The organism is Roseateles sp. GW821-FHT09G09 (genome assembly GCF_059415965.1).
Genome location: NZ_JBWKOG010000001.1, coordinates 1,104,174 through 1,125,955, shown reverse-complemented (window position 1 = coordinate 1,125,955; position 21,782 = coordinate 1,104,174). Strand labels below are relative to the sequence as shown.

16 protein-coding genes are annotated in these 21,782 nt (G+C 68.8%); 10 read left to right on the top strand and 6 right to left on the bottom strand.

Annotated features, from left to right (window positions below; all coding sequences use genetic code 11):
* Window positions 1-180, top strand: a 180-nt coding sequence (locus AC07O8_RS04860) for a hypothetical protein (protein WP_495046946.1), incomplete at its 5' end; no start/stop codon positions are given.
* A 189-nt stretch (window positions 181-369) separates the two neighbouring features.
* Here the strand turns inward: AC07O8_RS04860 and ptsP are convergent.
* The gene (gene ptsP, locus AC07O8_RS04855; RefSeq protein WP_495046945.1) at window positions 370-2,148 is read right to left on the bottom strand and encodes a phosphoenolpyruvate--protein phosphotransferase; all 1,779 of its coding nucleotides are present in this window, start codon (window positions 2,146-2,148) and stop codon (window positions 370-372) included.
* A 131-nt stretch (window positions 2,149-2,279) separates the two neighbouring features.
* On the opposite strand from ptsP, the gene AC07O8_RS04850 reads away from it, so the two are divergent.
* Window positions 2,280-3,125, top strand: coding sequence for a GNAT family N-acetyltransferase (locus tag AC07O8_RS04850; RefSeq protein WP_495046944.1), 846 nt, complete (start codon window positions 2,280-2,282; stop codon window positions 3,123-3,125).
* A gap of 95 nt (window positions 3,126-3,220) precedes the next feature.
* On the opposite strand, the gene AC07O8_RS04845 is transcribed toward AC07O8_RS04850, so the two are convergent.
* From AC07O8_RS04845 to AC07O8_RS04835, 3 genes are all read right to left on the bottom strand, one after another.
* A complete protein-coding gene (locus tag AC07O8_RS04845; RefSeq protein WP_495046943.1) occupies window positions 3,221-3,490 on the bottom strand; it encodes an HPr family phosphocarrier protein in 270 nt (89 codons plus the stop codon).
* Window positions 3,487-3,912, bottom strand: coding sequence for a PTS sugar transporter subunit IIA (locus AC07O8_RS04840; RefSeq protein ID WP_495046942.1), 426 nt, complete (start codon window positions 3,910-3,912; stop codon window positions 3,487-3,489). Before AC07O8_RS04840 ends, AC07O8_RS04845 begins: the two co-directional genes overlap by 4 nt.
* 87 nt (window positions 3,913-3,999) lie before the next feature.
* On the bottom strand, window positions 4,000-4,518 hold the full coding sequence (locus AC07O8_RS04835) for a hypothetical protein (RefSeq protein ID WP_495046941.1): 519 nt from the start codon (window positions 4,516-4,518) through the stop codon (window positions 4,000-4,002).
* A gap of 31 nt (window positions 4,519-4,549) precedes the next feature.
* Here AC07O8_RS04835 and AC07O8_RS04830 point away from each other — a divergent pair, with 31 nt between their 5' ends.
* The 8 genes from AC07O8_RS04830 (at window position 4,550) to AC07O8_RS04795 (ending at window position 18,399) form a co-directional block, all read left to right on the top strand.
* Window positions 4,550-5,815 (top strand): CaiB/BaiF CoA transferase family protein, encoded by a 1,266-nt coding sequence (locus tag AC07O8_RS04830; protein ID WP_495046940.1) that lies wholly within the window; start codon window positions 4,550-4,552, stop codon window positions 5,813-5,815.
* On the top strand, window positions 5,812-6,576 hold the full coding sequence (locus AC07O8_RS04825; protein ID WP_495046939.1) for an alpha/beta fold hydrolase: 765 nt from the start codon (window positions 5,812-5,814) through the stop codon (window positions 6,574-6,576). The genes AC07O8_RS04830 and AC07O8_RS04825 overlap by 4 nt, the downstream gene beginning before the upstream one ends.
* Window positions 6,577-6,749: 173 nt before the next feature.
* A complete protein-coding gene (locus AC07O8_RS04820; RefSeq protein WP_495046938.1) occupies window positions 6,750-7,928 on the top strand; it encodes a hypothetical protein in 1,179 nt (392 codons plus the stop codon).
* A 121-nt stretch (window positions 7,929-8,049) separates the two neighbouring features.
* Entirely contained in the window at window positions 8,050-8,559 is a 510-nt protein-coding gene (locus AC07O8_RS04815) for a TlpA family protein disulfide reductase (RefSeq protein ID WP_495046937.1), read from the top strand.
* Between the two features lie 225 nt (window positions 8,560-8,784).
* Complete coding sequence (locus tag AC07O8_RS04810; protein ID WP_495046936.1) at window positions 8,785-10,443, top strand: MdtA/MuxA family multidrug efflux RND transporter periplasmic adaptor subunit; 1,659 nt, start codon at window positions 8,785-8,787, stop codon at window positions 10,441-10,443.
* A gap of 19 nt (window positions 10,444-10,462) precedes the next feature.
* Complete coding sequence (locus tag AC07O8_RS04805) at window positions 10,463-13,720, top strand: MdtB/MuxB family multidrug efflux RND transporter permease subunit (protein ID WP_495046975.1); 3,258 nt, start codon at window positions 10,463-10,465, stop codon at window positions 13,718-13,720.
* Window positions 13,717-16,893, top strand: a complete 3,177-nt coding sequence (locus AC07O8_RS04800; protein WP_495046935.1) for a multidrug efflux RND transporter permease subunit — start codon at window positions 13,717-13,719, stop codon at window positions 16,891-16,893. The genes AC07O8_RS04805 and AC07O8_RS04800 overlap by 4 nt, the downstream gene beginning before the upstream one ends.
* 3 nt (window positions 16,894-16,896) lie before the next feature.
* On the top strand, window positions 16,897-18,399 hold the full coding sequence (locus AC07O8_RS04795) for an efflux transporter outer membrane subunit (RefSeq protein ID WP_495046934.1): 1,503 nt from the start codon (window positions 16,897-16,899) through the stop codon (window positions 18,397-18,399).
* Window positions 18,400-18,546: 147 nt separating this feature from the next.
* Here AC07O8_RS04795 and AC07O8_RS04790 read toward each other — a convergent pair whose 3' ends face one another.
* Both AC07O8_RS04790 and lipA read right to left on the bottom strand, forming a co-directional pair.
* Window positions 18,547-20,538, bottom strand: a complete 1,992-nt coding sequence (locus AC07O8_RS04790) for a M61 family metallopeptidase (RefSeq protein ID WP_495046933.1) — start codon at window positions 20,536-20,538, stop codon at window positions 18,547-18,549.
* Window positions 20,539-20,743: 205 nt separating this feature from the next.
* Window positions 20,744-21,754, bottom strand: coding sequence for a lipoyl synthase (lipA, locus tag AC07O8_RS04785; RefSeq protein WP_421036719.1), 1,011 nt, complete (start codon window positions 21,752-21,754; stop codon window positions 20,744-20,746).
* Between the last annotated feature and the right edge of the window lie 28 nt (window positions 21,755-21,782).

Sequence of the window (21,782 nt, the reverse complement as noted above, 5' to 3'; positions counted from 1 at the left end):
CTTAAAGAACATCGAAGCAACTCTTCGCCTCAGGCTCTTCGCCTTCCGCCTTGCTTCGTCGCGTCGCTGATTTGTCGTCAGCAGCGCAGAAGCGAGATTATGAACGATTTCTTTCGAATCCGTCAAGCAGTCAGAGAAATTATTTTCTTCGTCGACTGCGAGAATCTCGCCGCCAGATGAAAACTCGCATCAGCTAGTTATTCACCTGACTACCTCGGCATACCCTCCGAGGCCGCCGTTCAGAACGTTGTCGTGAACAGCGAAGACCGCTAGTCTAGCACGAGTTTTTTCACTCACGCAACTCCCGTCATACGGCGTTCATTGAACGTGCGGTGTTCGACCGCAGAGTCCTCGGCAACCGGTGGCGGGTCAATGCAGCCGGGATTGGGGCGCCAGTACTTCCAGCGCCACCTTGGCCGGCTCGTCGCTCTCGAGGATGCGGGGCAGCGCGGCGGCCAGGCGAGGGACGTCGGCCCGGAGGACGCGTTGCTTGACCGATGGAATCTGCGAGGGGTGCATCGAGAAACTCGTCAGCCCCATGCCCAGGAGCAGATCGGTAAAGGTCGCATCCCCGGCCATTTCGCCGCAGACGCTGACTTCTTTCCCTGCTGCCCGGGCCTGAGCGATGGAATTCGCCAGCAGATGCAGGACTGCGGGGTGCCAGGGGTCGTAGAGATGGGCCACCGCCTCATCGGCGCGATCGATGGCCAGCGTGTATTGAATCAGGTCGTTGGTGCCGATCGACACGAAGTCCACGTGTTTGAGCAGCTGGGGCAGCATGATCGCCGCGGCCGGCACTTCCACCATGACCCCGAGTTCGACCTCGCCATACGCTTGACCCACTTCGTCCAGCTGAGCCTTCACACGCTTGGCGGCCTCCTGGACCTGTCGGATCTCCGCCAGATGGGCGACCATCGGAATCAGCAACTTCACCTTTCCGAACGCGCTCGCACGATAGATGGCGCGCAGTTGCTGCCGGAACATGCTTGGCTCCGCCAGGCTCCATCGAATGGCCCGGAGGCCCATGGCCGGATTGAGCACGTGTTCATGCCGGAGTTCATTGACCGACATCCGGTCCAGGGGTTTGTCGGCACCGATGTCGACCGTGCGGATCGTCACCGGCAGACCGGCCATGGCCTCGACCGCACTCTTATAGGCAATGAACTGCTCTTCCTCGCTGGGCAGGTCGCCGTCCCGGTTCATGAACAGGAACTCGCTGCGGAACAGACCGACGCCGGTGGCGCCGGACGCCAACGCCGACACGGTATCGCCGGGTAACTCGATATTGGCCTGCAGCTCGATGCGCTGCCCATCCATCGTGATCGCCGGGGTGTGCCGCAGTCGGGCGAGCCGTGCGTTCTCGAGTTCCGACTGGCGCTGCCGGAAGCGGTACTCCTCCAGCACGATGGGCGACGGATTGACGATCACCGTGCCGGCATCGCCGTCGATGATGACCCAGTCATCCTGGCGGATCAGTCGTGACGCTTCCCGGGTCCCCACCACGGCGGGGATGGCCATGCTGCGCGCCACGATGGCCGTGTGCGAGGTCTTCCCCCCGATGTCGGTGATGAAGCCCTGGAACACGCTGCGCTTGAACTGGATCATGTCCGCCGGCGCGATGTCCGCGGCCACGAGCAGGAGCGGATCTTCTCCGGCGAAGTCCCGGGCCACCACCGCGGCGGGTCCTCCGGGGGGCGCATCATCGAGTTCCGCAGCGAGCGCGGCCAGGACGCGCTCGACGACCTGCTCCAGATCTGCCTTGCGCTCGCGCAGGTAGTCGTCTTCCATTTCGTCGAACTGGCGCGCCAGGACCTCGAGCTGTGCCGACAGCGCCCACTCGGCGTTGTAGTGCCGGTCGACGATCCAGTCGCGTGCCGTATCGACGAGGGCCTCGTCATTCAGCAGCAGCAGGTGGACGTCCAGGAGCGCGTCGAGTTCGTGCGGCGCGTCATCGGGCAACTCCGCCTTCAGGCCTTGCAACTCGCGGGTGACCACATCGCGGCCCCTTACCAGGCGGGCGTACTCCTGCTCCGCGTCGGCGGCGGCAATGAAGTAATGCGCGACGTCGACGCGGCTGGAAGCGACCAGCACCGCGCGGCCGATCGCCACGCCGCGAGAAACGGGAATGCCGAAGACCTGAAAGCTCATGCGCCGACTTTAGCAGCGGGGGCAAAAGCCCGTGACCCTCCCGCGACTGTCACGGTTCGTTCACTTGAAAGTCACCGACGCGTCACCCCGGCCGCTCAGCATCGCGCCCATCACTTCAGCGAGGCTTTGCCATGAGGGATCTGCCGCTGCCTACCCTGCCCTTCTCCGATCTGCGCCCCGCCGATGCGCCCCGGAGGTCACTTCCAGCCAGCTCGCAAGATGCCGCTGTCGATGCTGCGCGCACTCGCTTCCACGTGGGTTGGGCGCGCACGGAAGACGACGTCCGTCAGGCCCAACGCCTGAGGTACCGGGTCTTCGTCGACGAGATGGGGGCACGATTGAGCGTGCCGGCCGGCGCGCCCGCCGGGCACGACATCGACCTCTTCGACCCCTTCTGCGAGCACCTGCTGGTGCGCACGCTCGACAAGCACGAGCAGCCCGGCGAGGTGATCGGCACCTACCGCGTGCTGACGCCGGAAGCGGCCCGCCGCGCCGGCGGCCTGTACAGCGAGACCGAATTCGACCTGACCCGCCTGCGCTCGCTGCGTCCGCGCATGGTCGAGCTGGGCCGCTCGTGCGTGCACCCGGATCATCGCAACGGCGGCGCCATCATGGCGCTGTGGGGCGCGCTCACCGAATTCATGGTCCGCAACGACCTCGACACGATGATCGGCTGCGCCAGCATCAGCATGCGGGACGGCGGTCACTACGCCGCCAGCCTGTGGCGCCAGCTGGACGCGAGCCACATGGCCGACATCGCGTGGCAGGTGCGCCCGCGGCTGCCGCTGCCGGTCGACGAACTGCGCCAGGACCTGGTGGTCGAGCCGCCGCCCCTGATCAAGGGCTACCTGCGCGTCGGCGCGCGCATCCTCGGTCGTCCCGCCTGGGACCCGGACTTCAACACCGCCGACCTGCCGATGATCATGCGCATCGCGGATCTGCCGGCGCGGTACCGGAAGCACTTCCTGGGGCGCTGAGCCCCGCGAGGCGGCGAGGCGAGGCGCGAGGCGGCGAGGCGAGGCGCGAGGCGCGAGGCGGCGAGGCGAGGCGCGAGGCGGCGAGGCGAGGCGCCTTACTGGCCCTCGCCGAACTTGTCGTTGACCAGCGCCGTGATCGCTTCGTGCGCGGCCTGTTCGTCCTCGCCGGAGGTCTCGAGCTCGACCTCCGCGCCGATGCCCGCGGCCAGCATCATGACGCCCATGATGCTCTTGGCATTCACGCGTCGGCCGTTGCGGGTCATGAAGACCTCCGCCTTGAATCCCCCCGCCAACTTCGTCAACTTCGCCGAGGCTCGGGCATGCAGGCCCAGCTTGTTGCTGATGGTGAGGGTCGACTTGATCATGGGCAGGAGGGTTGGGACGAGGAGTTGTTGGAGGCGCAAGGCGACGTCGCGTCGCACAGGATGCCCTGGGTGCCGCCCTGGCTGGCGCGCTGGACCAGCGCCTCCAGGCCTTCGCCGGCGTAGCAGAGCGAGCGCCACAGCATCGGCACGTTGACGCCGGTCAGCACCTTCACCTGCTCGCCCTGCAGACGCAGCGCGGCATTCGTCGGCGTGGCGCCGTAGACGTCGGTCAGCACCAGGGTCTGCAGGTGTCCGGAAGCGGTGATCAACGCACGCGCCTGCGACTCGACGTCGTCGGCGCTCATGTCCGGCGTCACATCCAGCACCCTCAACTGCAAGGAGCAATGCGGGAACGTGTGCTCGGCCACCTGCTTCAGCGCGGTGGCCAGCGGGGCGTGAGCGATCAACAGCAGGCCGGACATGTCGATCATTATCGTGCGCCGCAGCATGGGACGGGCGTGGCTCGCACAAACCCTCAATCGTGGGGAGGATGCCCGCCCGCTTCCCCTTCAGGGAGGGAGCTCCACCGACCCCAGGAAGACGTCCCAGGCTTCCGGATCCAGGCGTTCGCCGTGCATCAGCAGCTGATACAGGCGCCCGCCGCGGGAGAACACGGCTTGCCGCACCTGCTGACGAGGTTGGTCGGCGCGGGCCTCGAACGCCTGCTGGAACGCCTCCGGATCGGCGGCGATGCCGCGCACGCCCAGTGGCGCGGACGCCTGCGCCTCCATCTGCCCGGCAATGCCCTCATGCATGCGACGCATCGCCGCGGAAGTCGCCCCCGCATCGCCCAGATCGGTCCAGGTCAACGAGAACTGGGCACCCCGGGCCTTGCAGCTCAGCGACCGCACGGCGACCGCCCGACCCGACGGCCCGGGTTGCGTGCGCTCCTCGCGGTCCGGCTTGCAGGGGAACATCAGCTGCGCCTGGGCCCCTTCCGGGCTGACCTTGCGCCAGTTCAAGGCCGGGCTGCAGCCGGCGGCCAGCGCCAGCGGGAGGACAGTGACAAGCCAGGTCGACGATCGCATCGGACAATTATGGATGGCCCACAATGGACCGATGAGCGAAGCGAATTCCCCCACGCCTTCCGCCATGGCCCTGAAGGGCGTGCGCGTGCTGGATCTCTCCCGCGTCCTGGCCGGCCCCTGGTGCACCCAGACGCTGGCCGACCTCGGCGCCGACGTGATCAAGGTCGAGCGCCCCCCGAAGGGCGGTCACCCGGGAGGGGACGACACGCGCGGATGGGGGCCTCCCTATCTGAAGGACCGGACAGGCCAGGACACCGCCGAAGCGGCCTACTACCTCGGTGCGAACCGCAACAAGCGCTCGGTGGCGATCGACATCGCCAGCCCCCAGGGTCAGGACTTGATCCGGGAACTGGCGCGACGGGCGGATGTGCTGGTCGAGAACTACAAGGTCGGCGACCTGACGCGCTACGGACTCGACGCCGCCGCGCTGCTCGAGATCAACCCGCGGCTGGTCTTCTGCTCGGTGACCGGCTTCGGCCAGACCGGCCCGTACCGCGATCGGGCCGGCTACGACTATGCGGTCCAGGGCCTGGGCGGCCTGATGAGCGTCACCGGAGAGGCCGATGCGCTGCCCGGCGGCGGACCGCAGAAGGTGGGCGTGGCGGTGGCGGATCTCTTCACCGGCATGTACGCGACGGTCGCGATCCTCGCCGCGCTTCGCCATCGGGACGCGACCGGTCATGGGCAGGTCGTCGACATGGCCTTGCTGGACACGCAGGTCGCGATGCTGGCCAACCTCGGCGCCAACTACCTGACGACGGGCAAGGCGCCCCGCCGCATGGGCAATGCGCACCAGAACATCGTGCCGTACCAGGTCTTCCAGGCCAGCGACGGCCACCTGATCGTCGCCGTCGGCAACGACGGCCAGTTCGTCAAGTTCTGCGAGTTGCTGGGCTTGCCGGAACTTCCCCACGACCCGCGCTATGCCACCAATTCGCAACGGGTCCGGCATCGCGACGAGCTGGTGCCGCTCCTGGCCGCGCGCGTCGCGGAGAGACCGAGACAACACTGGCTGGATGCGATGGAGGGCGCCAAGGTGCCGGGCGGCGCGATCAACGACCTCTCCGAAGTCTTCGACGACCCCCAGGTCCAGCATCGGGGCATGGTGGTCTCGATGGCGCATCCGCAGAGCGACGTGCTGCGCGTGGTCGCCAGTCCGATGAAGTTGTCCGAAACGCCGGTGGCCTACCGATTGCCCCCGCCGCTCATGGGGCAGCACACGGACGAGGTCCTTGCGGAACTCGGACACAGCCCCGACGCGATCGCCGCATGGCGAGAGGAAGGAGTCGTCGCATGAGCAGCAAGGACGAGCCGCGGGGTCAGGACGCCGCCGGCAAGGGCGTGAACATCGTGCTCGTGCACGGGGCCTGGCTCGGCGCCTGGGCGTGGAAGCGGGTGCTGGGGCCGCTGCGTGCGGCCGGACACCAGGTGTTCCCCGTGACCTTGAGCGGCGTCGGCGAGCGGGCCCATCAAGCGCATGGGGACATCCGCCTGCAGACCCACATCGACGACGTGAAGGCGGTCATCGACTGCGAGGAACTGACCGACGTCCTGCTCGTCGGCCACAGCTACAGCGGCATGGTGATCACCGGCGTCGCCGACCAGATGCCCGACCGCATCGCGCGGCTGGTCTATCTGGACGCGGTGGTGCCGGAACCGGGCGAGTCCTGGTCCAGCCGCCACACGCCGGAGACCCAGATCCAGCGCCGCGAGCTGATCTCCAGGTTCGGCCACCTGCCGGTGACCGAGCCGCACGGCATGGGGCTCAAGCCTGAGGACTTCGACTGGATGATGCGCTGCCAGCGTCCGCAGCCGGGCGGCGTCTACGACAGCCCGCTGGACTTCGACCAGGCCGCGTGGCTGAAGCGCCCGCGCACCTTCATCGACTGCAATCGCCCCGCGCTCCTCACGATCGCCGCCGCGCGCGAGCGCGCCCGTGCTCAGCCCGGGTGGGAACTCTTCGAGATCCCGACGGGGCACCAGGTGATGGTGTCCGCTCCAAAGGAACTGACCGGACGTCTCCTGATGCTCGCAGAGCGCCAGGCCCGGGAGGCCTGACGGAACGTCCGCAATCCGCCCGCGATCCCTGGGCAATCGTGAGCCATTTCACGCCATCCACCCAGGGGGGCGATTGCCCCCGACTCACGGGATGGCCTCCCCCCGGGCCGCGCGGAACCATGGCGCCTCCCCCGCCCCGGCATGCCGCCGGAGGCTCACAAGAACGAGAGAGCATGTCCCGCCCGCCCCCTTCCATTGCCGCGCCGTTGGCCGCCAATGACATGGCGCAGCCCCCGAGCGATTCGCAATGGGTCGACATCGTCCAGCAGCTCGGCGCCGAGATCGCCGGCCCGCTGAGCGCGGCGCTGGAGCGGATCCACACCTTGATCAGCACCGGCCAGATCGACCGGCAGGGTCTGCGGGCGTTGCGCGACTCGGTGGCGCAGGCGCGCGAGGCCGGCATGGTCAGTCAGCAGCTGGCGCGGCTGGCCTCCGGGCGGCTGCGGCTGTCGCGTGAGCGCGTCCCGTTGACGCAGGTGCTGCGCGGCGTGCTGACCCAGCGCAGCCGCGAGACGCAGGCGCGCGGCATCCAGATCCGCCAGCTGCTGCAGCCGATCGAGGTCCACACCGACGCGTCGCTGCTGTTCTCCCTGCTCAACGCGGTGATGGATTGGGCGCTCGCCAACACGCATTCCTCGCTGGAAATGCGGCTGGACCTGACGCCGTGGCCCGCCAAGGCGCGGCTGATGTGCCGCTTCGCCCACCGCTCGCTGGACCTGGGCAGTGCCCCGTCCGCGGCGATCAACGCGCCGCCGGAGTCGCTGAACTCCCTGCACTGGCGCTTGATCGAGCAGACCGCGCTGACGCTCGGCGCACTGCCGCTGCGCGAGGACGAGGCGGGCATCACGATGCTGACGCTGGAATTTCCTCATGTGGCCGGCGACGAGCCCGGCGTCCAGCAAGAACTGTCCCCGCCCGCCCGGCCGGACCGCGCCGAGCGGCCTGAACTGGACGACCCGACGCCCTCGCACAACTCCAAGCCGCTGGCGGGCTGCCACCTGCTGATCGTTTCGCCGCGCCGCGACGTGCGTCAGGAGATCCAGAACGCCGTCCGCCACATGGGGCTGATCATCGACGCCGTCGGCTCGATGGACGAGGCGCTGCAGTTCTGCGAGGAAGGTCTGCCGCACGGCATCGCCTTCGAGCAGTCGATGCGCGACGCCGACTTCGACCGTCTGCGCGCCGACATCACCGCCGAGGTGCCCAGCTTCAGCTTCATCGAAGTGCTGGACGGCGAGCAGCAGACGCAGCTGTCGACCGCGACGGCCGAGCACATGGCGCGCATCTCCCGCCAGAACCTGCAGGACGCGCTGCCCTCGGTGCTGCTGTTCGAGCTCTCCAAGGCGCTCTGACGCCTCGTTGCGCCGAGCGGTACGCGCCGTGGCGGCGTCTCCGCGACGGCGCCCTGACAGGCTGCTGACTTAAGCCCGACCAAAGTCGTGGGCCTGCCGTCCCGGGCCTACACTTCCGCCCATGACGCTGCCTCGCTGGTCCGGACTCCTGCTGCTGGTTGCCGCCGTTGGTATCGGCGCCGGCCTCGCCTATGAGGGCTTGAAGCCCGAACCTGCCCCGCAGGTGAACTACGTGCTGCTCGACGGCTCGAAACACGCCTCCGTGCAGGCGTGGCCGGGCAAGGTCATGCTGGTCAATTTCTGGGCGACCTCCTGCACCACCTGCGTCAAGGAAATGCCGCAGGTCATCGCGACGCACCAGAAGTACAAGGACAAGGGCTTCGACACGCTGGCCGTGGCCATGAGCTACGACCCGCCGGCCTACGTCGCCAACTATGCAGAGACCCGCAAGCTGCCCTTCGGCGTCGCGATGGACAGCACCGGCGAGATCGCCCGCAGCTTCGGCAAGGTGCAGCTCACGCCGACGACCTTCCTGATCAACAAGCGCGGCGAGATCGTCAAGCGCTTCGTCGGCGAGCCCGACTTCGAGGCGCTGCACGGCACGATCGAGAAGCTGCTCGCCGAAAGCTGAGCCCGCTCCGCGCCGCCGATCCCTGCCGCTTCCGAGCGGCATTTTTCATGGCGGATCCCTGCGCCTATCCCCCGCGGTTCCCCACGCGGTTCCCTGCTGCTTCCCCGCACGCTTCCCCGCAGATACGCGGGTTAGCCCCGACGCTTTGCGATTCTTTTCCTCGGGTACACCAGGCTGCTGTCGCCAGATACTAGGGTAGCGACATAGCAAGCATCGCCCGCCCGAATGAACACGAACAAAAACCTGCCCGGCGTGCCGGGGACTGTCCTCTCCCCCCTCCTCCACGCATCGAAACATCGGCGACAGCAAGGCCGGGCGGCGCCCTGGATTCTTGGCGTGGTCGTGCTCGCCATCGCAGCCGGCGGCTGGTGGTGGTGGAAAGGCCGCGGCGCCGACGGTACGGCGGGAGGGCCCGCCTCGGCGGCGAGCGGACCGGCCGGCGCAGGCGGTGCCGGCGGCTCGGGCGGCCCGGGCGGCGGCGGCGCCGGTCGTGGCGGCCGCTTCGCCGCCAACCGCGTGCAACCGGTATCGGTGATGCCCGCACGGCTGCAGGACATCCGCCACACGGCGGCCGCGATCGGCACGATCACCGCCTCCAACACCGCCATCGTGCGCGCGCAGGTCAGCGGCGTGCTGCAGCAGATCCACTTCACGGAAGGCCAGCAGGTCAAGGCCGGGCAGACGCTGGCGCAGATCGATCCGCGCGCCTTCCAGGCCGCGCTTGGCCAGGCCGAGGGCCAGCTCGCGCGCGACAAGGCCACGCTGGACAACGCCCGCATCGACCTGACGCGCTACCAGGACCTGCTCGCCAAGGACGCGATCGCGCGCCAGCAGGTCGACACGCAGCAGGCCACGGTCAACCAGCTCATGGGCACGGTCAAGGCCGACCAGGCGGCCGTCGACAGCGCGCGGCTGCAGGTCACCTACAGCCGGGTGCAGGCGCCGATCTCGGGCCGCGTCGGCCTGAAGCAGGCGGACATCGGCAACGTGGTGCAGACCGGGGACGCCAACGGCATCGTCAGCATCACGCAGACGCGTCCGATCGCGCTGACCTTCGCGGTGCCGTCGGCGCTGCTGCCGCAGGTCAGCGCCGGGTTGAAGGGCAAGACCTCGATGACGGTCGAGGCGTGGAGCCGCGACGGCAAGACGCGCTTGGCCACGGGCAAGCTCGCCACGGCCGACAACGCGATCGACATCGCCACCGACACGATCAAGCTCAAGGCGCTGTTCCCGAACGACGACGACGCGCTCTATCCCAACCAGTCGGTCAGCGTGAAGCTGCAGCTCGCGACCGAGCAGAACCGCCTGGCCGTGCCGGCCGCCGCGGTGCTGCGCGGCTCGCAAGGCTTCTACGTCTACATCGTCGGCGCGGACAACACCGTCTCCACGCGAGTCGTCCAGACCGGCGCGGTCGACGGCGACTGGATGGCCGTGGACGGCAGAATCGAGCCGGGCGAGCGCGTCGTCATCGACGGCGTCGACCGGCTGCGTGAAGGCGCGAAGGTCGAGGTCATCGCCGCCGATCCGAAGCAGCGCGCCGGCGCCAACGCGGCACCGCGTCGCGGTCGTGGCGCCAGCGCCCCCGGCGGTGCCGGCTCCGGCGCGTGGGGCGAAGGCCGCCGGGCCTCGGGGGCCTCGGCACCGCAGGGCGGCGCCGCGAGCGGCTCGGGCAACCCGGCCGACGCCGCATTGCGCGCGCCGACCGCGGAAGCCCGCAACGATGCCGCGCAGGCTGGCGGCGAACGTCCGGCCTGGCTCGACCGCCTGCCGCCCGATGTGCAGGAGAAGGTCATGAAGATGAGCCCCGTCGAACGCGAAGCCTGGATCGCCGAGCGCCGCGCCGAACGGGCGAAGCGGCAGGCAGCCTCGAGCGGCGGCAACTGATCGGGGCCCGGCCATGGCCATGAACCCGTCCCGTCCCTTCATCGAGCGGCCGGTCGCGACCTCGCTGCTGATGCTGGCCATCCTGCTGGCCGGCCTGCTGGCCTACCGGCTGCTGCCGCTGTCGGCGCTGCCGGAGGTCGACTACCCGACCATCCAGGTCACAACGCTCTATCCGGGCGCGAGTCCGGACGTCATCTCGACCACGGTCACCGCGCCGCTGGAGCGCCAGTTCGGCCAGATGCCGGGCCTGAGCCAGATGACCTCGTCGAGTTCCGGCGGCGCCTCGGTCATCACCTTGCGCTTCTCGCTCGGCCTGTCGCTGGACGTCGCCGAGCAGGAAGTGCAGGCCGCGATCAACGCCGGCAGCAACCTGCTGCCCAGCGACCTGCCGATGCCGCCGGTCTACAGCAAAGTCAACCCGGCCGACGCGCCGGTGATGACGATCGCGGTGACTTCGCCGTCGCTGCCGGTGATCAAGGTCCACGACCTGGTCGAGAACCGCCTCGCGCCCAAGCTGTCGCAGGTGGACGGCGTGGGCCTGGTGAGCATCGCCGGAGGCAGGCGCCCCGCCGTGCGCATCCAGGCCAACCCGCGCGCACTCGCGGCGCTGGGCATGTCCCTGGACGACGTGCGCAGCGCCATCGCGTCGGCCAACGTCAACCAGGCCAAGGGCAGCTTCGACGGTTCGCAGCGCGCGTCGACGATCGACGCCAACGATCAGCTGCGCTCCGCCGCCGAGTACCAGAACCTGATCATCGCCTGGAAGAACGGCAACCCGCTGCGCCTGAGCGACGTCGCGGAGATCGTCGACGACGCCGAGAACCTGCGCCTGGCCGCCTGGGCCGACACGACGCCCGGCGTGATCCTGAACGTGCAGCGCCAGCCCGGCGCGAACGTGATCCAGACGGTCGACCGCGTGAAGGCGCTGCTGCCCAAGCTGCAGGGCACGCTGCCCGCGTCCGTCGACGTGCAGATCCTGTCCGACCGCACGACGACGATCCGCGCCTCGGTCGACGACACCGAGATCGAGCTGCTGCTCGCGATCGTGCTGGTCGTCGCGGTGATCTTCCTGTTCCTGCGCAGCGGCAGCGCCACGCTGATCCCCAGCGTCGCGGTGCCGCTGTCGCTGATCGGCACCTTCGGCGTGATGTACCTGGCCGGGTTCTCGATCAACAACCTCACGCTGATGGCGCTGACCATCTCGACCGGCTTCGTCGTCGACGACGCGATCGTGATGATCGAGAACATCGCCCGCTACGTCGAGGAAGGCGACTCGCCGATGGAAGCGGCCATCAAGGGCTCGAAGCAGATCGGCTTCACTATCATCTCGCTGACGGTCTCGCTGATCGCGGTGCTGATCCCGCTGCTGTTCATGGGCGACGTCGTCGGCCGGCTGTTCCACGAGTTCGCGATCACGCTGGCCGTGTCCATCCTGATCTCGGCCTTCGTCTCGCTGACGCTGACGCCGATGATGAGCGCGCGGCTGCTCAAGCCCGAGGTGGAACAAAAGCACTCGCGCCTGGGTACCTGGTTCGGCGAGAAGTTCGACGCCATGATCCGGGCCTACGGCCGCGGCCTGGACTGGGTGCTGGACCGTCCGGTGCTGACGCTGCTGGGCTTCTTCGGGACGCTGGCGCTGACGGCGCTGCTGTACGTCGTCGTGCCCAAGGGCTTCTTCCCGGTGCAGGACACCGGCCTGCTGCAGGTCATCACCGAGGCCACGCAGAGCACCTCGTTCGACGCGATGAGCGAGCGCCAGCAGAAGCTCGCCGAGGTCTTCCTGAAGGATCCCGACGTCGATCACATCGCGTCCTTCATCGGCGTCGACGGCGCCAACGCGTCGCTGAACACCGGTCGCATGCAGATCACGCTGAAGCCGTTCGCGTCGCGCCACGCATCGGCGACGGAGATCATCGCGCGGCTGGGCGACGCGAACCGGCAGGTGCCGGGCATCACCGCCTACATGCAGCCGGTGCAGGACCTGACGATCGAGGACCGCATCTCCAAGACGCAGTACCAGTTCCTGCTGAGTTCGCCGGACTCCGGCGACCTGCAGAAGGCCAACGACCAGTTGCTGGAGCGGCTCAAGGCGCTGCCGCAACTGGCCGACGTCGCGAGCGACCTGCAGAACCAGGGCCTGCAAGCCTGGGTGCAGATCGACCGCGAGGCGGCGGGCCGGCTCGGCGTGACGATCGCGGCGATCGACACCGCGCTCTACAACGCCTTCGGCCAACGGCTGATCTCGACGATCTACACGCAGTCCAGCCAGTACCGCGTCGTGCTCGAGGCGGCACCGGAGTTCCGCAGCGGCCCGCGCGCGCTCGAAGGGCTCTACGTGCCCGGCAGCACGACGACGACCGGCGCCACCGGCACGGCGTCGACCACCTCGGTGCAGGTGCCGCTGAGCTCGGTCGCGCAGATCGTCGAGCGCCCTGCCGCGTTGGCGATCAACCACGTCGCGCAGTTCCCGGCCGCGACGATCTCGTTCAACCTGCCCCCTGGCGTCGCCCTCGGCGACGCCGTCACGGCGATCAAGTCCGAACAGGCCAAGCTCGACCTGCCCATCAGCGTCGAGACCAGCTTCCAGGGCGCGGCGGAGGCCTTCAGCAACTCGCTGTCGAGCACGCTGTTCCTGATCCTGGCGGCGGTGGTCACGATGTACATCGTGCTGGGCGTGCTCTACGAGAGCTACATCCACCCGGTCACCATCCTGTCGACCCTGCCGTCGGCCGGCGTCGGCGCGCTGCTGGCGCTGCTGCTCGGCGGGCTGGACCTCGGGATCATCGCGATCATCGGCATCGTGCTGCTGATCGGCATCGTCAAGAAGAACGCGATCATGATGATCGACTTCGCGCTCGAGGCCGAACGCGAACAGGGGCTCGAACCGCGCGCCGCGATCCACCAGGCCTCGCTGCTGCGCTTCCGTCCGATCCTGATGACGACGATGGCCGCGCTGCTGGGCGCGCTGCCGCTGATGCTGGGTACCGGCGTCGGCCATGAGCTGCGGCATCCGCTGGGCGTGACCATGGTCGGCGGCCTCATCGTGAGCCAGCTGCTGACGCTGTTCACGACGCCGGTGATCTACCTCGGCTTCGCGCGCATGGCGCAGCGCTGGCGCGAGCGCCGCGGCGTGAAGCGCGCGACGCGCGCCGCCGAGGAGCGCCGCGGCCCCGACGCGCCGCAGATCGCCGACCCTGCCGGGCCCATCGGTCCGGTGGGCCCGGTCGGACCGGTCGGACCGGTCGGATCGGCGGGTCCCGGCGGAGACCTGCGATGAATATTTCAGCGCCGTTCATCGCGAGGCCGGTCGCGACGACGCTGATCACGATCGGCATCGCGCTGGCGGGCATGCTCGGGTATCACTTCCTGCCGATCGCGCCGCTGCCGCAGGTGGACTTCCCGACGATCTCGGTGTCCGCCTCGCTGCCGGGCGCGAGCCCGGACACCATGGCCGCGACCGTCGCGACGCCGCTGGAGCGCGCGCTCGGCAGCATCGCCGGCGTCACCGAGATCACCTCGCGGTCCTCGCTCGGCTCGAGCAACGTCACGCTGCAGTTCGACCTCAGCCGCGACATCGACGGCGCCGCGCGCGACGTGCAGGCCGCGATCAACGCGGCGCGCACGCTGCTGCCCACCGGCATGCCGAGCAACCCGACCTACCGCAAGGTCAACCCGGCCGACGCGCCGATCATGATCCTGGCGCTGACCTCGCAGACGCTGACGCGCGGCCAGATGTACGACACCGCGTCGACGGTGCTGGCGCAAAGGCTGGCGCAGGTCGGCGGCGTCGGGCAGGTCAACGTCGGCGGCGGCGCGCTGCCGGCGGTGCGGGTCGAGCTCAACCCGGACAAGCTCGCGGCCAACGGCATCTCGCTGGACCAGGTGCGCCAGGCCATCACCAACACCAACGCCAACCGGCCCAAGGGCGCGGTCGAGCAGTCGGGCCGCTACTGGCAGGTCGGCGCGAACGACCAGGCGCGCACCGCGTCCGAGTACGCGCCGGTGGTGCTGTCCTACCGCGACGGCGCCGCGCTGCGGCTGCGCGACGTGGCGGACGTGAGCGACTCGGTCCAGGACGTGCGCAACTACGGCGCCTCCAACGGCCAGCCCGCGATCCTGCTGTTCATCCAGAAGGAGCCGGGCGCCAACATCATCGAGACGGTCCAGCACGTGCGCGAGCTGCTCCCGCGCCTGCAGGCCTCGATCCCGCCGGCGATCGACCTCAAGGTCATCAGCGACCGCACGCCGACCATCCGCGCCTCGCTGGACGAGGTGCAGCGCGCGATGGCGATCGCCGTCGGCCTGGTCATCCTCGTCGTGCTGCTCTTCCTGCGCAGCTGGCGCGCGACGCTGCTGCCCGCGGTCGCCGTGCCGGTGTCGCTGGCCGGCACCTTCGGCGTCATGTACCTGTGCGGCTACAGCCTGGACAACCTCTCGGCGATGGCGCTGACGGTGGCCACCGGCTTCGTCGTCGACGACGCGATCGTCGTGCTCGAGAACATCACCCGCTACATCGAGCAGGGGCTGCAGCCTGTCGAGGCCGCGCTGCGCGGCGCGCGCGAGATCGGCTTCACGGTGATCTCGATCAGCCTGTCGCTGGTGGCGGTGTTCATCCCCATCCTGCTGATGGGCGGCGTCGTCGGGCGCCTCTTCCGCGAGTTCGCCGTCGTGCTCTCAGCCTCCATCCTGGTGTCGATGATCGTGTCGCTGACGACGACGCCCATGATGGCCTCGCGCGTGCTCAAGCCGCGCAAGGAACCGGAGCCCGGCGCCGCCACCAAGCCCAAGGGTTGGTTCGCGCGCGCCGCCGGACGCTTCAACCGCGGGCTGGCGCGCGGCTATCGCCGCTCGCTGATGTGGACGCTGCGGCACCAGCCGGTGGCGTTGCTGTCGCTGGTGGCGGTGGTCGCGCTGAACGTGCACCTCTACGGCGCGATCCCCAAGACCTTCTTCCCGCAGCAGGACACCGGCGTGCTGATCGGCGGCGTGCAGGCGGACCAGGGCAGCTCCTTCGAGATGATGCGCCAGCGGGTGGACCGCTTCATGGAGATCATCCTGTCCGATCCGGCGGTCGAGAACGTCAACGGCAACACCGGCGGCGGCCAACGCAACGGCGCGAACTTCTACATCACGCTCAAGCCCTTGAAAGAGCGCAAGGTCTCGGCCGACCAGGTCGTGAACCGGCTGCGCGACAAGATGGCGCACGAACCCGGCGCCAACCTGTTCCTGGTGCCGGTGCAGGACATCCGCATCGGCGGCCGGCAGGCCAACGCGCAGTACCAGTTCACGCTGCAGGCGGACGACCTCGAGGTCCTGCGCGAATGGGAGCCGCGCGTGCGCAACGCGCTCTCGCAGCTGCCGGACCTGACCGACGTCAACACCGACCAGCAGGACAAGGGCGTGCAGACCTCCCTCGTCATCGACCGCGACGCGGCGGCGCGCCTGGGCGTGACGGTGAGCACCATCGACACGACCCTGAACAACGCCTTCGGCCAGCGGCAGGTCGGCGTCATCTACAACCCGCTGAACCAGTACCGCGTGGTCATGGAGCTCGCGCCGCAGTACCTGCAGGGACCGGAGACGCTGCGCAAGCTCTACGTCACGAGCAGCTCCGGCGCGCAGGTGCCGCTGTCGGCCTTCAGCCGCGTCGAGACCACCAACACGCCGCTGTCGGTGAACCACCAGAGCGGCTCGCCCGCGTCGACGATCAGCTTCAACCTGCCCGAAGGCGTCTCGCTGTCGCAGGCCACGGACGCGATCAACAACGCGATGTCGGAACTGGGCGTGCCCGTGTCGGTGCGCGGCACTTTCGCGGGCACCGCCAACGCCTTCCAGGACGCGCTGAAGTCCCAGCCCATCCTGATCGGCGCGGCCATCATCGCGATCTACCTCGTGCTGGGCATGCTCTACGAGAGCCTGGTGCATCCGGTGACCATCCTGTCGACGCTGCCGTCGGCGGGCGTGGGCGCGCTGCTGGCGCTGATGATGTTCAACACCGAGTTCTCCATCATCGCGTTGATCGGCGTGATCCTGCTGATCGGCATCGTGAAGAAGAACGCGATCATGATGATCGACTTCGCCATCGCGCGGCAGCGCACCACGGCGCACCTCACGGCCGGCGCGGCGATCTTCCGCGCCGCCAAGCTGCGGCTGCGGCCGATCCTGATGACGACCTTCGCCGCGATCTTCGGCGCCGTGCCGCTCGCACTGGGCAGCGGCGACGGCGCCGAGCTGCGCAAGCCGCTGGGCATCGCCATCGTCGGCGGCCTGATCCTGAGCCAGGTGCTCACGCTGTACACGACGCCGGTCGTCTTCGTGACGATGGAGCGACTGCGCCAGCGCGTGATGAAGCGCCGCGCGGCCAAGCGCGCGGCGAAAGCCGCCCAGGCCTCGAACGTCGTCCCCCCGATGAATCCCGAGCCGCCCGCGGCTCCGACCCTGCAGGGCTGAGACATGCAGACAGACGTGCAGAGCGACATGCAGACCCCGATGAAGAAGAACGCCTCCTCCGTCTCCGCCGTACGTCCGCGCACGGCCGCCCTCCACACGATCGCGGCGGCAGCGGCGATGACTGCGCTCATCGCCTTGATGAGCGGTTGCGCGGTGACGCGCGTCGACCCGCCGGCGCCGGTCGCCGCGCCGGCGCAGTTCAAGGAGGACGCGCTCTGGAAACAGGCGCGTCCCGCCGCCGCCGAGCCGGTGCCCGAGCAGTGGTGGACGCTGTTCGACGACCCGGTCCTCAACGACCTGCAGCACCGGCTGGTGATCGGCAACGAGAACCTGAAGGCGGCGGTCGCGCAGGTGGAAGGCGCCCGCGCCGCGCTGGAGGCGAGCCGCTCCGCGCTCTTCCCGACGCTCTCCGCCGGCTTCTCCGGTACGCGCAGCAAGAGTCCCGACGGCAATGTCACCAACGGCTCGATCAACCGCGGACCGACCAACAGCGTGCAGGCTTCGCTGAACGCCAGCTGGGAGCCCGACCTCTGGGGCCGGTTGCGCCTGGCGAGCGAGGGCGCGAACGCCTCGCTGCAGGCGAGCGCCGACGATCTCGCCGCGGCGCGCCTGAGCGCCCAGGCCACGCTCGCGCAGACCTACTTCTCGCTGCGGACCGCGGAGGCGCAGGAAGCGCTGTACGACCGCAGCGTCAAGTCGTATCAGCGCTTCCTTGACCTGACGCAGGCGCGTTACCAGAGCGGCGTCGCCGCGCGCAGCGACGTGCTGCAGGCACAGACGCAACTGCGCTCGGCCGAGGCGCAGCTGCTGGAGACGCGTTCCACGCGCGGTCAACTGGAGCACGCCATCGCGGTGCTGCTGGGGCTGCCGCCATCGGCGCTGGATCTGTCGAAGAGCGCGACGCTGCCGAAGCCGCCCGCCGTGCCCGCGATGCTGCCCTCGCAGCTGCTGGAGCGCCGGCCCGACATCGCCGCCGCGCAGCGGCGCGTGGCGGCGGCGTACTCGCAGATCGGCGTCGCCGACGCGGCGTACTTCCCCTCGCTGACCTTGTCTGGCAGCGCCGGTTATCGCAACAGCACGCTGAGCGACCTGCTCTCCGCGCCCAACCTCTTCTGGTCCCTGGGCCCCTCGCTGGCGCAAGCGATCTTCGACGGCGGCCAGCGCAAGCTGGCGAGCGCGCAGGCGCGCACCAGCGCCGAGGTCGCCACCTCGACCTACCGCCAGACGGTGCTCACCGCGCTGCAGGAAGTCGAGGACAACCTGATCCTCACCGACCACCTGCGCGAGGAAGCGCGGCTGCAACAGGAGGCGCTGGACGCCGCGCAGCGCAACCTCGAGCTGGTGACCGACCAGTACCGCGCGGGCACGGTGTCCTTCCTGGACGTCACGACGGCGCAGAACAGCGCCTTCAATGCGGAGGCTTCGCTGCTCTCGGTGCGCAACCGGCAACTGGCGGCGATCAACCTGCTGCTGAAGAACGTGGCGGGCCGCTGGACGCCCGCTTGACGCCGGACGCAGGCGCAGGCGCAGGCGCAGACGTAGACGTAGACGTAGACGTAGACGCCAAGGCCCGCGATCAGCGAGTTTCACTGGGGCCGGAATGATGCTGGAGGTTCCCGGAGGGAGGCCTCCTGCATCGTGGAGAGCCCGCGCTCAACGTCCCGCAGGGGATGTCTCGACGTGCGCGACTGGCCGACGCGGCGCCAGCAGTGTCGACAGCGAATCCTGCGTGCCCTCGACGCGCTCCAGCGCCGGATAGCGCAGGCCCTGGGAAGCGTCGACCGTCACGGTCTCCTGCTTCCCGTCGACCTGGATGCCCAGCCGCAGATCACCTTGTTTGGCAGCGGCAGTGATCGCGGCCGTGAGGCGTTCCGCGCTGTAGGGTTCATCGTTGACTGTCTTCAAACGCGTGCCGGGCACGATGCCCGCCTGGAACGCGGGGCCGTTCCAGGCCGCCGCCTTCACCCGGCCGTCCTTCGTCACCGTCATGCCCACGGACCAAGTCAGGTCGAGCACGCCGTCGCTGGCCTCGTACAGGCGGAAGTACTCGGTCGGCGTATCGCGGAACACCAGGCGCCAGCCGTGCGAGGCGAGACCGTCGAGCACGCCGTCGTCATCGTGCGCATCCAGCTTCTTGCGCAGCGTCACCGCCCACGGCCCGGGACAGACGCGATCGAGCGTCGCGACGACGTCGGCTTCCGAATAGGATCGCTGCCGTTCGCCCGGCTTTTGGTCCACCGCGCTGAAGAAGCGCGTGGCGAAGTCGTCCAGGCCCTTCGCGCCCTGGCTGCATCGACGCAGACGCGCATCGATGTCGAGCCAGAACAGCACGCCTTCGATGTAGTAGTCCTCGCGACGTTGCCAGTCGCGCCAGTACACCGTGCCGTCCTGGATCAATGGATCGTTGGCGCTGTCGGCCAGCGATTTCCACTGGCGGCCGGCGCGGTGCTGAACAACAGCCGCATCCAGGGCGAGCGCGCCGAGCGTCTGCTCGACCGTGCGCAGTCCCGAGCGCGCCGCGACCACACGCGACCAGAACTCGGTCTGGCCTTCGTAGACCCACAGCAGCGTGCCGGTGAACGGCTCGTTCGGCGTGGACACGGCCATGTCCGCCGGCACCCGCCACAAGCCGTTCCATGCGTGGATGAGCTCGTGCGGAATGACGTCGATCAGCGGGGCCGACTCGGTCGGCTCGGACAGCAGGTTCGCGGGCAGGACGACCTCGCCCGAGTCCGCATGCTCGATGCCGCCGGGACCCGGCAGCCGGTCGTCGAGCGCGATCAGGTAGTCGTAGCGCTTGAACGGCGGCACGCCGAAGATCGCTTCCGTCTCGCGTTGGACCGCCTGCATCCTGGCGTCGAAGCGGTCGACGTCGGCGACCGCCTCGGCGTTCGCGGCGAGCCAGTGCGCACGCACGGGGCGAGCACCGCCGACGATCTCACGCGTGACCACATGACCAGACGCGAACACCGGCGAATCGATGAGTCGATCCAGCGGCACCTGCTCGAAGCGGACCCGGTCGCCATCGACCGCGCCGGACAAGGCGGTCGTCGGCATCATGCCCGCCGGCAGCTTGATCGTCGCCTGCATCGGCAGGTCGCTGGCCTTCCAGCCCGACGGGTACATCAGCATCCGATTCCAGTAGACGCCGACAAAGCCGTCCATGATCGTCGCCGAAGGATCTCGGCTGAGCGGCGCCAGGTATTGGAAGCTCAGGTCGAGCGCTTGCGCGCCGGCGGGCACGGTGACGCGGAAGGCGTGCACCCGCGCTGGATCGCGCCGCCACGGCAGCGCCTGGCCATCCGCCTCAAGGACCAGGCCCGCCAGCCGATGCGCGGAAATCGAGGGCGCGTGGCTTCCCGTTTCCCATTGCGGATAGAGCAGCGTCGTCTCGCCCGCGCGCTGCACGGGGATGCGCTGCTTGACCGTGACGATCCGCCGGCGCGTGTCGGTGAGATCAACATCGAGCGTCATGACACCGCGGAAGGCGGTGCTGTTCTTCGTGGCCGCGATCCGCGGCTTTGCCTTCGCCTGCGGAGCGACTGGCGCTGGTCCCGACGCCGGGGACGCGGACATCGACACCAACGGCAGACACAGCATCGTGCCGGCCAGGGCGCGCACCAGGGCGCTCGTGTTCTTGGGCATGGGATCGGAAACGCGCTACGCGCAGGGCCGGCTGGAGAGACGGTGTTTGTAGAGCCGGCGTCGAGGCGCCAACGAAAGTCATGGCGCGTCGCCAGCCGACTCAGACGCCCACACGCCGAGATGTCGACGCGCCATGCAAGACGGCCCCGAAGGGCCGTCCGTGTGTCCGTCGATCGCTCAGGCGATCAACCCAGCGATCAGGCGATCAAGCCGCCGAAGCCTTCTCCGCTTCCACCTTCTCCAGCGCGGCATGCGCCTGCTGGTCCGCGTGGTAGCTGGAGCGCACCATCGCGCCGACCGCCGCGTGCGTGAAGCCCATCTTGTAGGCCTCTTCCTCGAACATCTTGAAGGTGTCCGGATGCACATAGCGACGCACTGGCAGGTGGTGGCCGGACGGCGCCAGGTATTGCCCGATCGTCAGCATGTCGATGTCGTGGGCGCGCATGTCGCGCATGACCTGGAGGATCTCCTCGTCGGTCTCGCCCAGCCCGACCATGATGCCGCTCTTGGTCGGCACGCCCGGCACCGCTTCCTTGAAACGCTTCAGCAGGTTCAGGCTGAACTGGTAGTCCGAGCCCGGACGCGCTTCCTTGTACAGGCGCGGCGCGGTCTCCAGGTTGTGGTTCATCACGTCCGGCGGCGCGGCCTTCAGGATGTCCAGCGCGCGGTCCATGCGGCCGCGGAAGTCGGGCACCAGCACCTCGATCTGCGTGCGCGGGCTCAGCTCGCGCACCTTGCGGATGCACTCGGCGAAATGGCCGGCGCCGCCGTCGCGCAGGTCGTCCCGGTCCACGCTGGTGATCACCACGTAGTTCAGCTTCAGCGCCGCGATCGTCTTGGCCAGGTTCAGCGGCTCGTCCACGTCCAGCGGATCCGGCCGGCCGTGGCCGACGTCGCAGAACGGGCAGCGCCGCGTGCACTTGTCGCCCATGATCATGAATGTCGCCGTGCCCTTGCCGAAGCACTCGCCGATGTTGGGGCAGGACGCTTCCTCGCAGACCGTGTGCAGCTTGTGCTCGCGCAGGATCTGCTTGATCTCGTAGAAACGCGTCGACGGCGACCCGGCCTTCACCCGGATCCAGTCCGGCTTCTTCAGCTGTTCCGCCGGAATGATCTTGATCGGGATCCGCGCCGTCTTGGCTTGCGCCTTCTGCTTGGCGGTCGCGTCGTAGTCGGACGCGCTCTTGGCTTCGTGGGTGACGTTCTCGGTTGCCATCAGGCGTTCTCTCGGTTGCCTTGTTCCG

Bases quoted from the DNA above. Each gene is read 5' to 3' on its own strand.
- ptsP (WP_495046945.1), bottom strand. From the start codon at position 2,148: ATGAGCTTTCAGGTCTTCGGCATTCCCGTTTCTCGCGGCGTGGCGATC.
- AC07O8_RS04850 (WP_495046944.1), top strand. From the start codon at position 2,280: ATGAGGGATCTGCCGCTGCCTACCCTGCCCTTCTCCGATCTGCGCCCC.
- AC07O8_RS04845 (WP_495046943.1), bottom strand. From the start codon at position 3,490: ATGATCAAGTCGACCCTCACCATCAGCAACAAGCTGGGCCTGCATGCC.
- AC07O8_RS04840 (WP_495046942.1), bottom strand. From the start codon at position 3,912: ATGTCCGGCCTGCTGTTGATCGCTCACGCCCCGCTGGCCACCGCGCTG.
- AC07O8_RS04835 (WP_495046941.1), bottom strand. From the start codon at position 4,518: ATGCGATCGTCGACCTGGCTTGTCACTGTCCTCCCGCTGGCGCTGGCC.
- AC07O8_RS04830 (WP_495046940.1), top strand. From the start codon at position 4,550: ATGAGCGAAGCGAATTCCCCCACGCCTTCCGCCATGGCCCTGAAGGGC.
- AC07O8_RS04825 (WP_495046939.1), top strand. From the start codon at position 5,812: ATGAGCAGCAAGGACGAGCCGCGGGGTCAGGACGCCGCCGGCAAGGGC.
- AC07O8_RS04820 (WP_495046938.1), top strand. From the start codon at position 6,750: ATGTCCCGCCCGCCCCCTTCCATTGCCGCGCCGTTGGCCGCCAATGAC.
- AC07O8_RS04815 (WP_495046937.1), top strand. From the start codon at position 8,050: ATGACGCTGCCTCGCTGGTCCGGACTCCTGCTGCTGGTTGCCGCCGTT.
- AC07O8_RS04810 (WP_495046936.1), top strand. From the start codon at position 8,785: ATGAACACGAACAAAAACCTGCCCGGCGTGCCGGGGACTGTCCTCTCC.
- AC07O8_RS04805 (WP_495046975.1), top strand. From the start codon at position 10,463: ATGAACCCGTCCCGTCCCTTCATCGAGCGGCCGGTCGCGACCTCGCTG.
- AC07O8_RS04800 (WP_495046935.1), top strand. From the start codon at position 13,717: ATGAATATTTCAGCGCCGTTCATCGCGAGGCCGGTCGCGACGACGCTG.
- AC07O8_RS04795 (WP_495046934.1), top strand. From the start codon at position 16,897: ATGCAGACAGACGTGCAGAGCGACATGCAGACCCCGATGAAGAAGAAC.
- AC07O8_RS04790 (WP_495046933.1), bottom strand. From the start codon at position 20,538: ATGCCCAAGAACACGAGCGCCCTGGTGCGCGCCCTGGCCGGCACGATG.
- lipA (WP_421036719.1), bottom strand. From the start codon at position 21,754: ATGGCAACCGAGAACGTCACCCACGAAGCCAAGAGCGCGTCCGACTAC.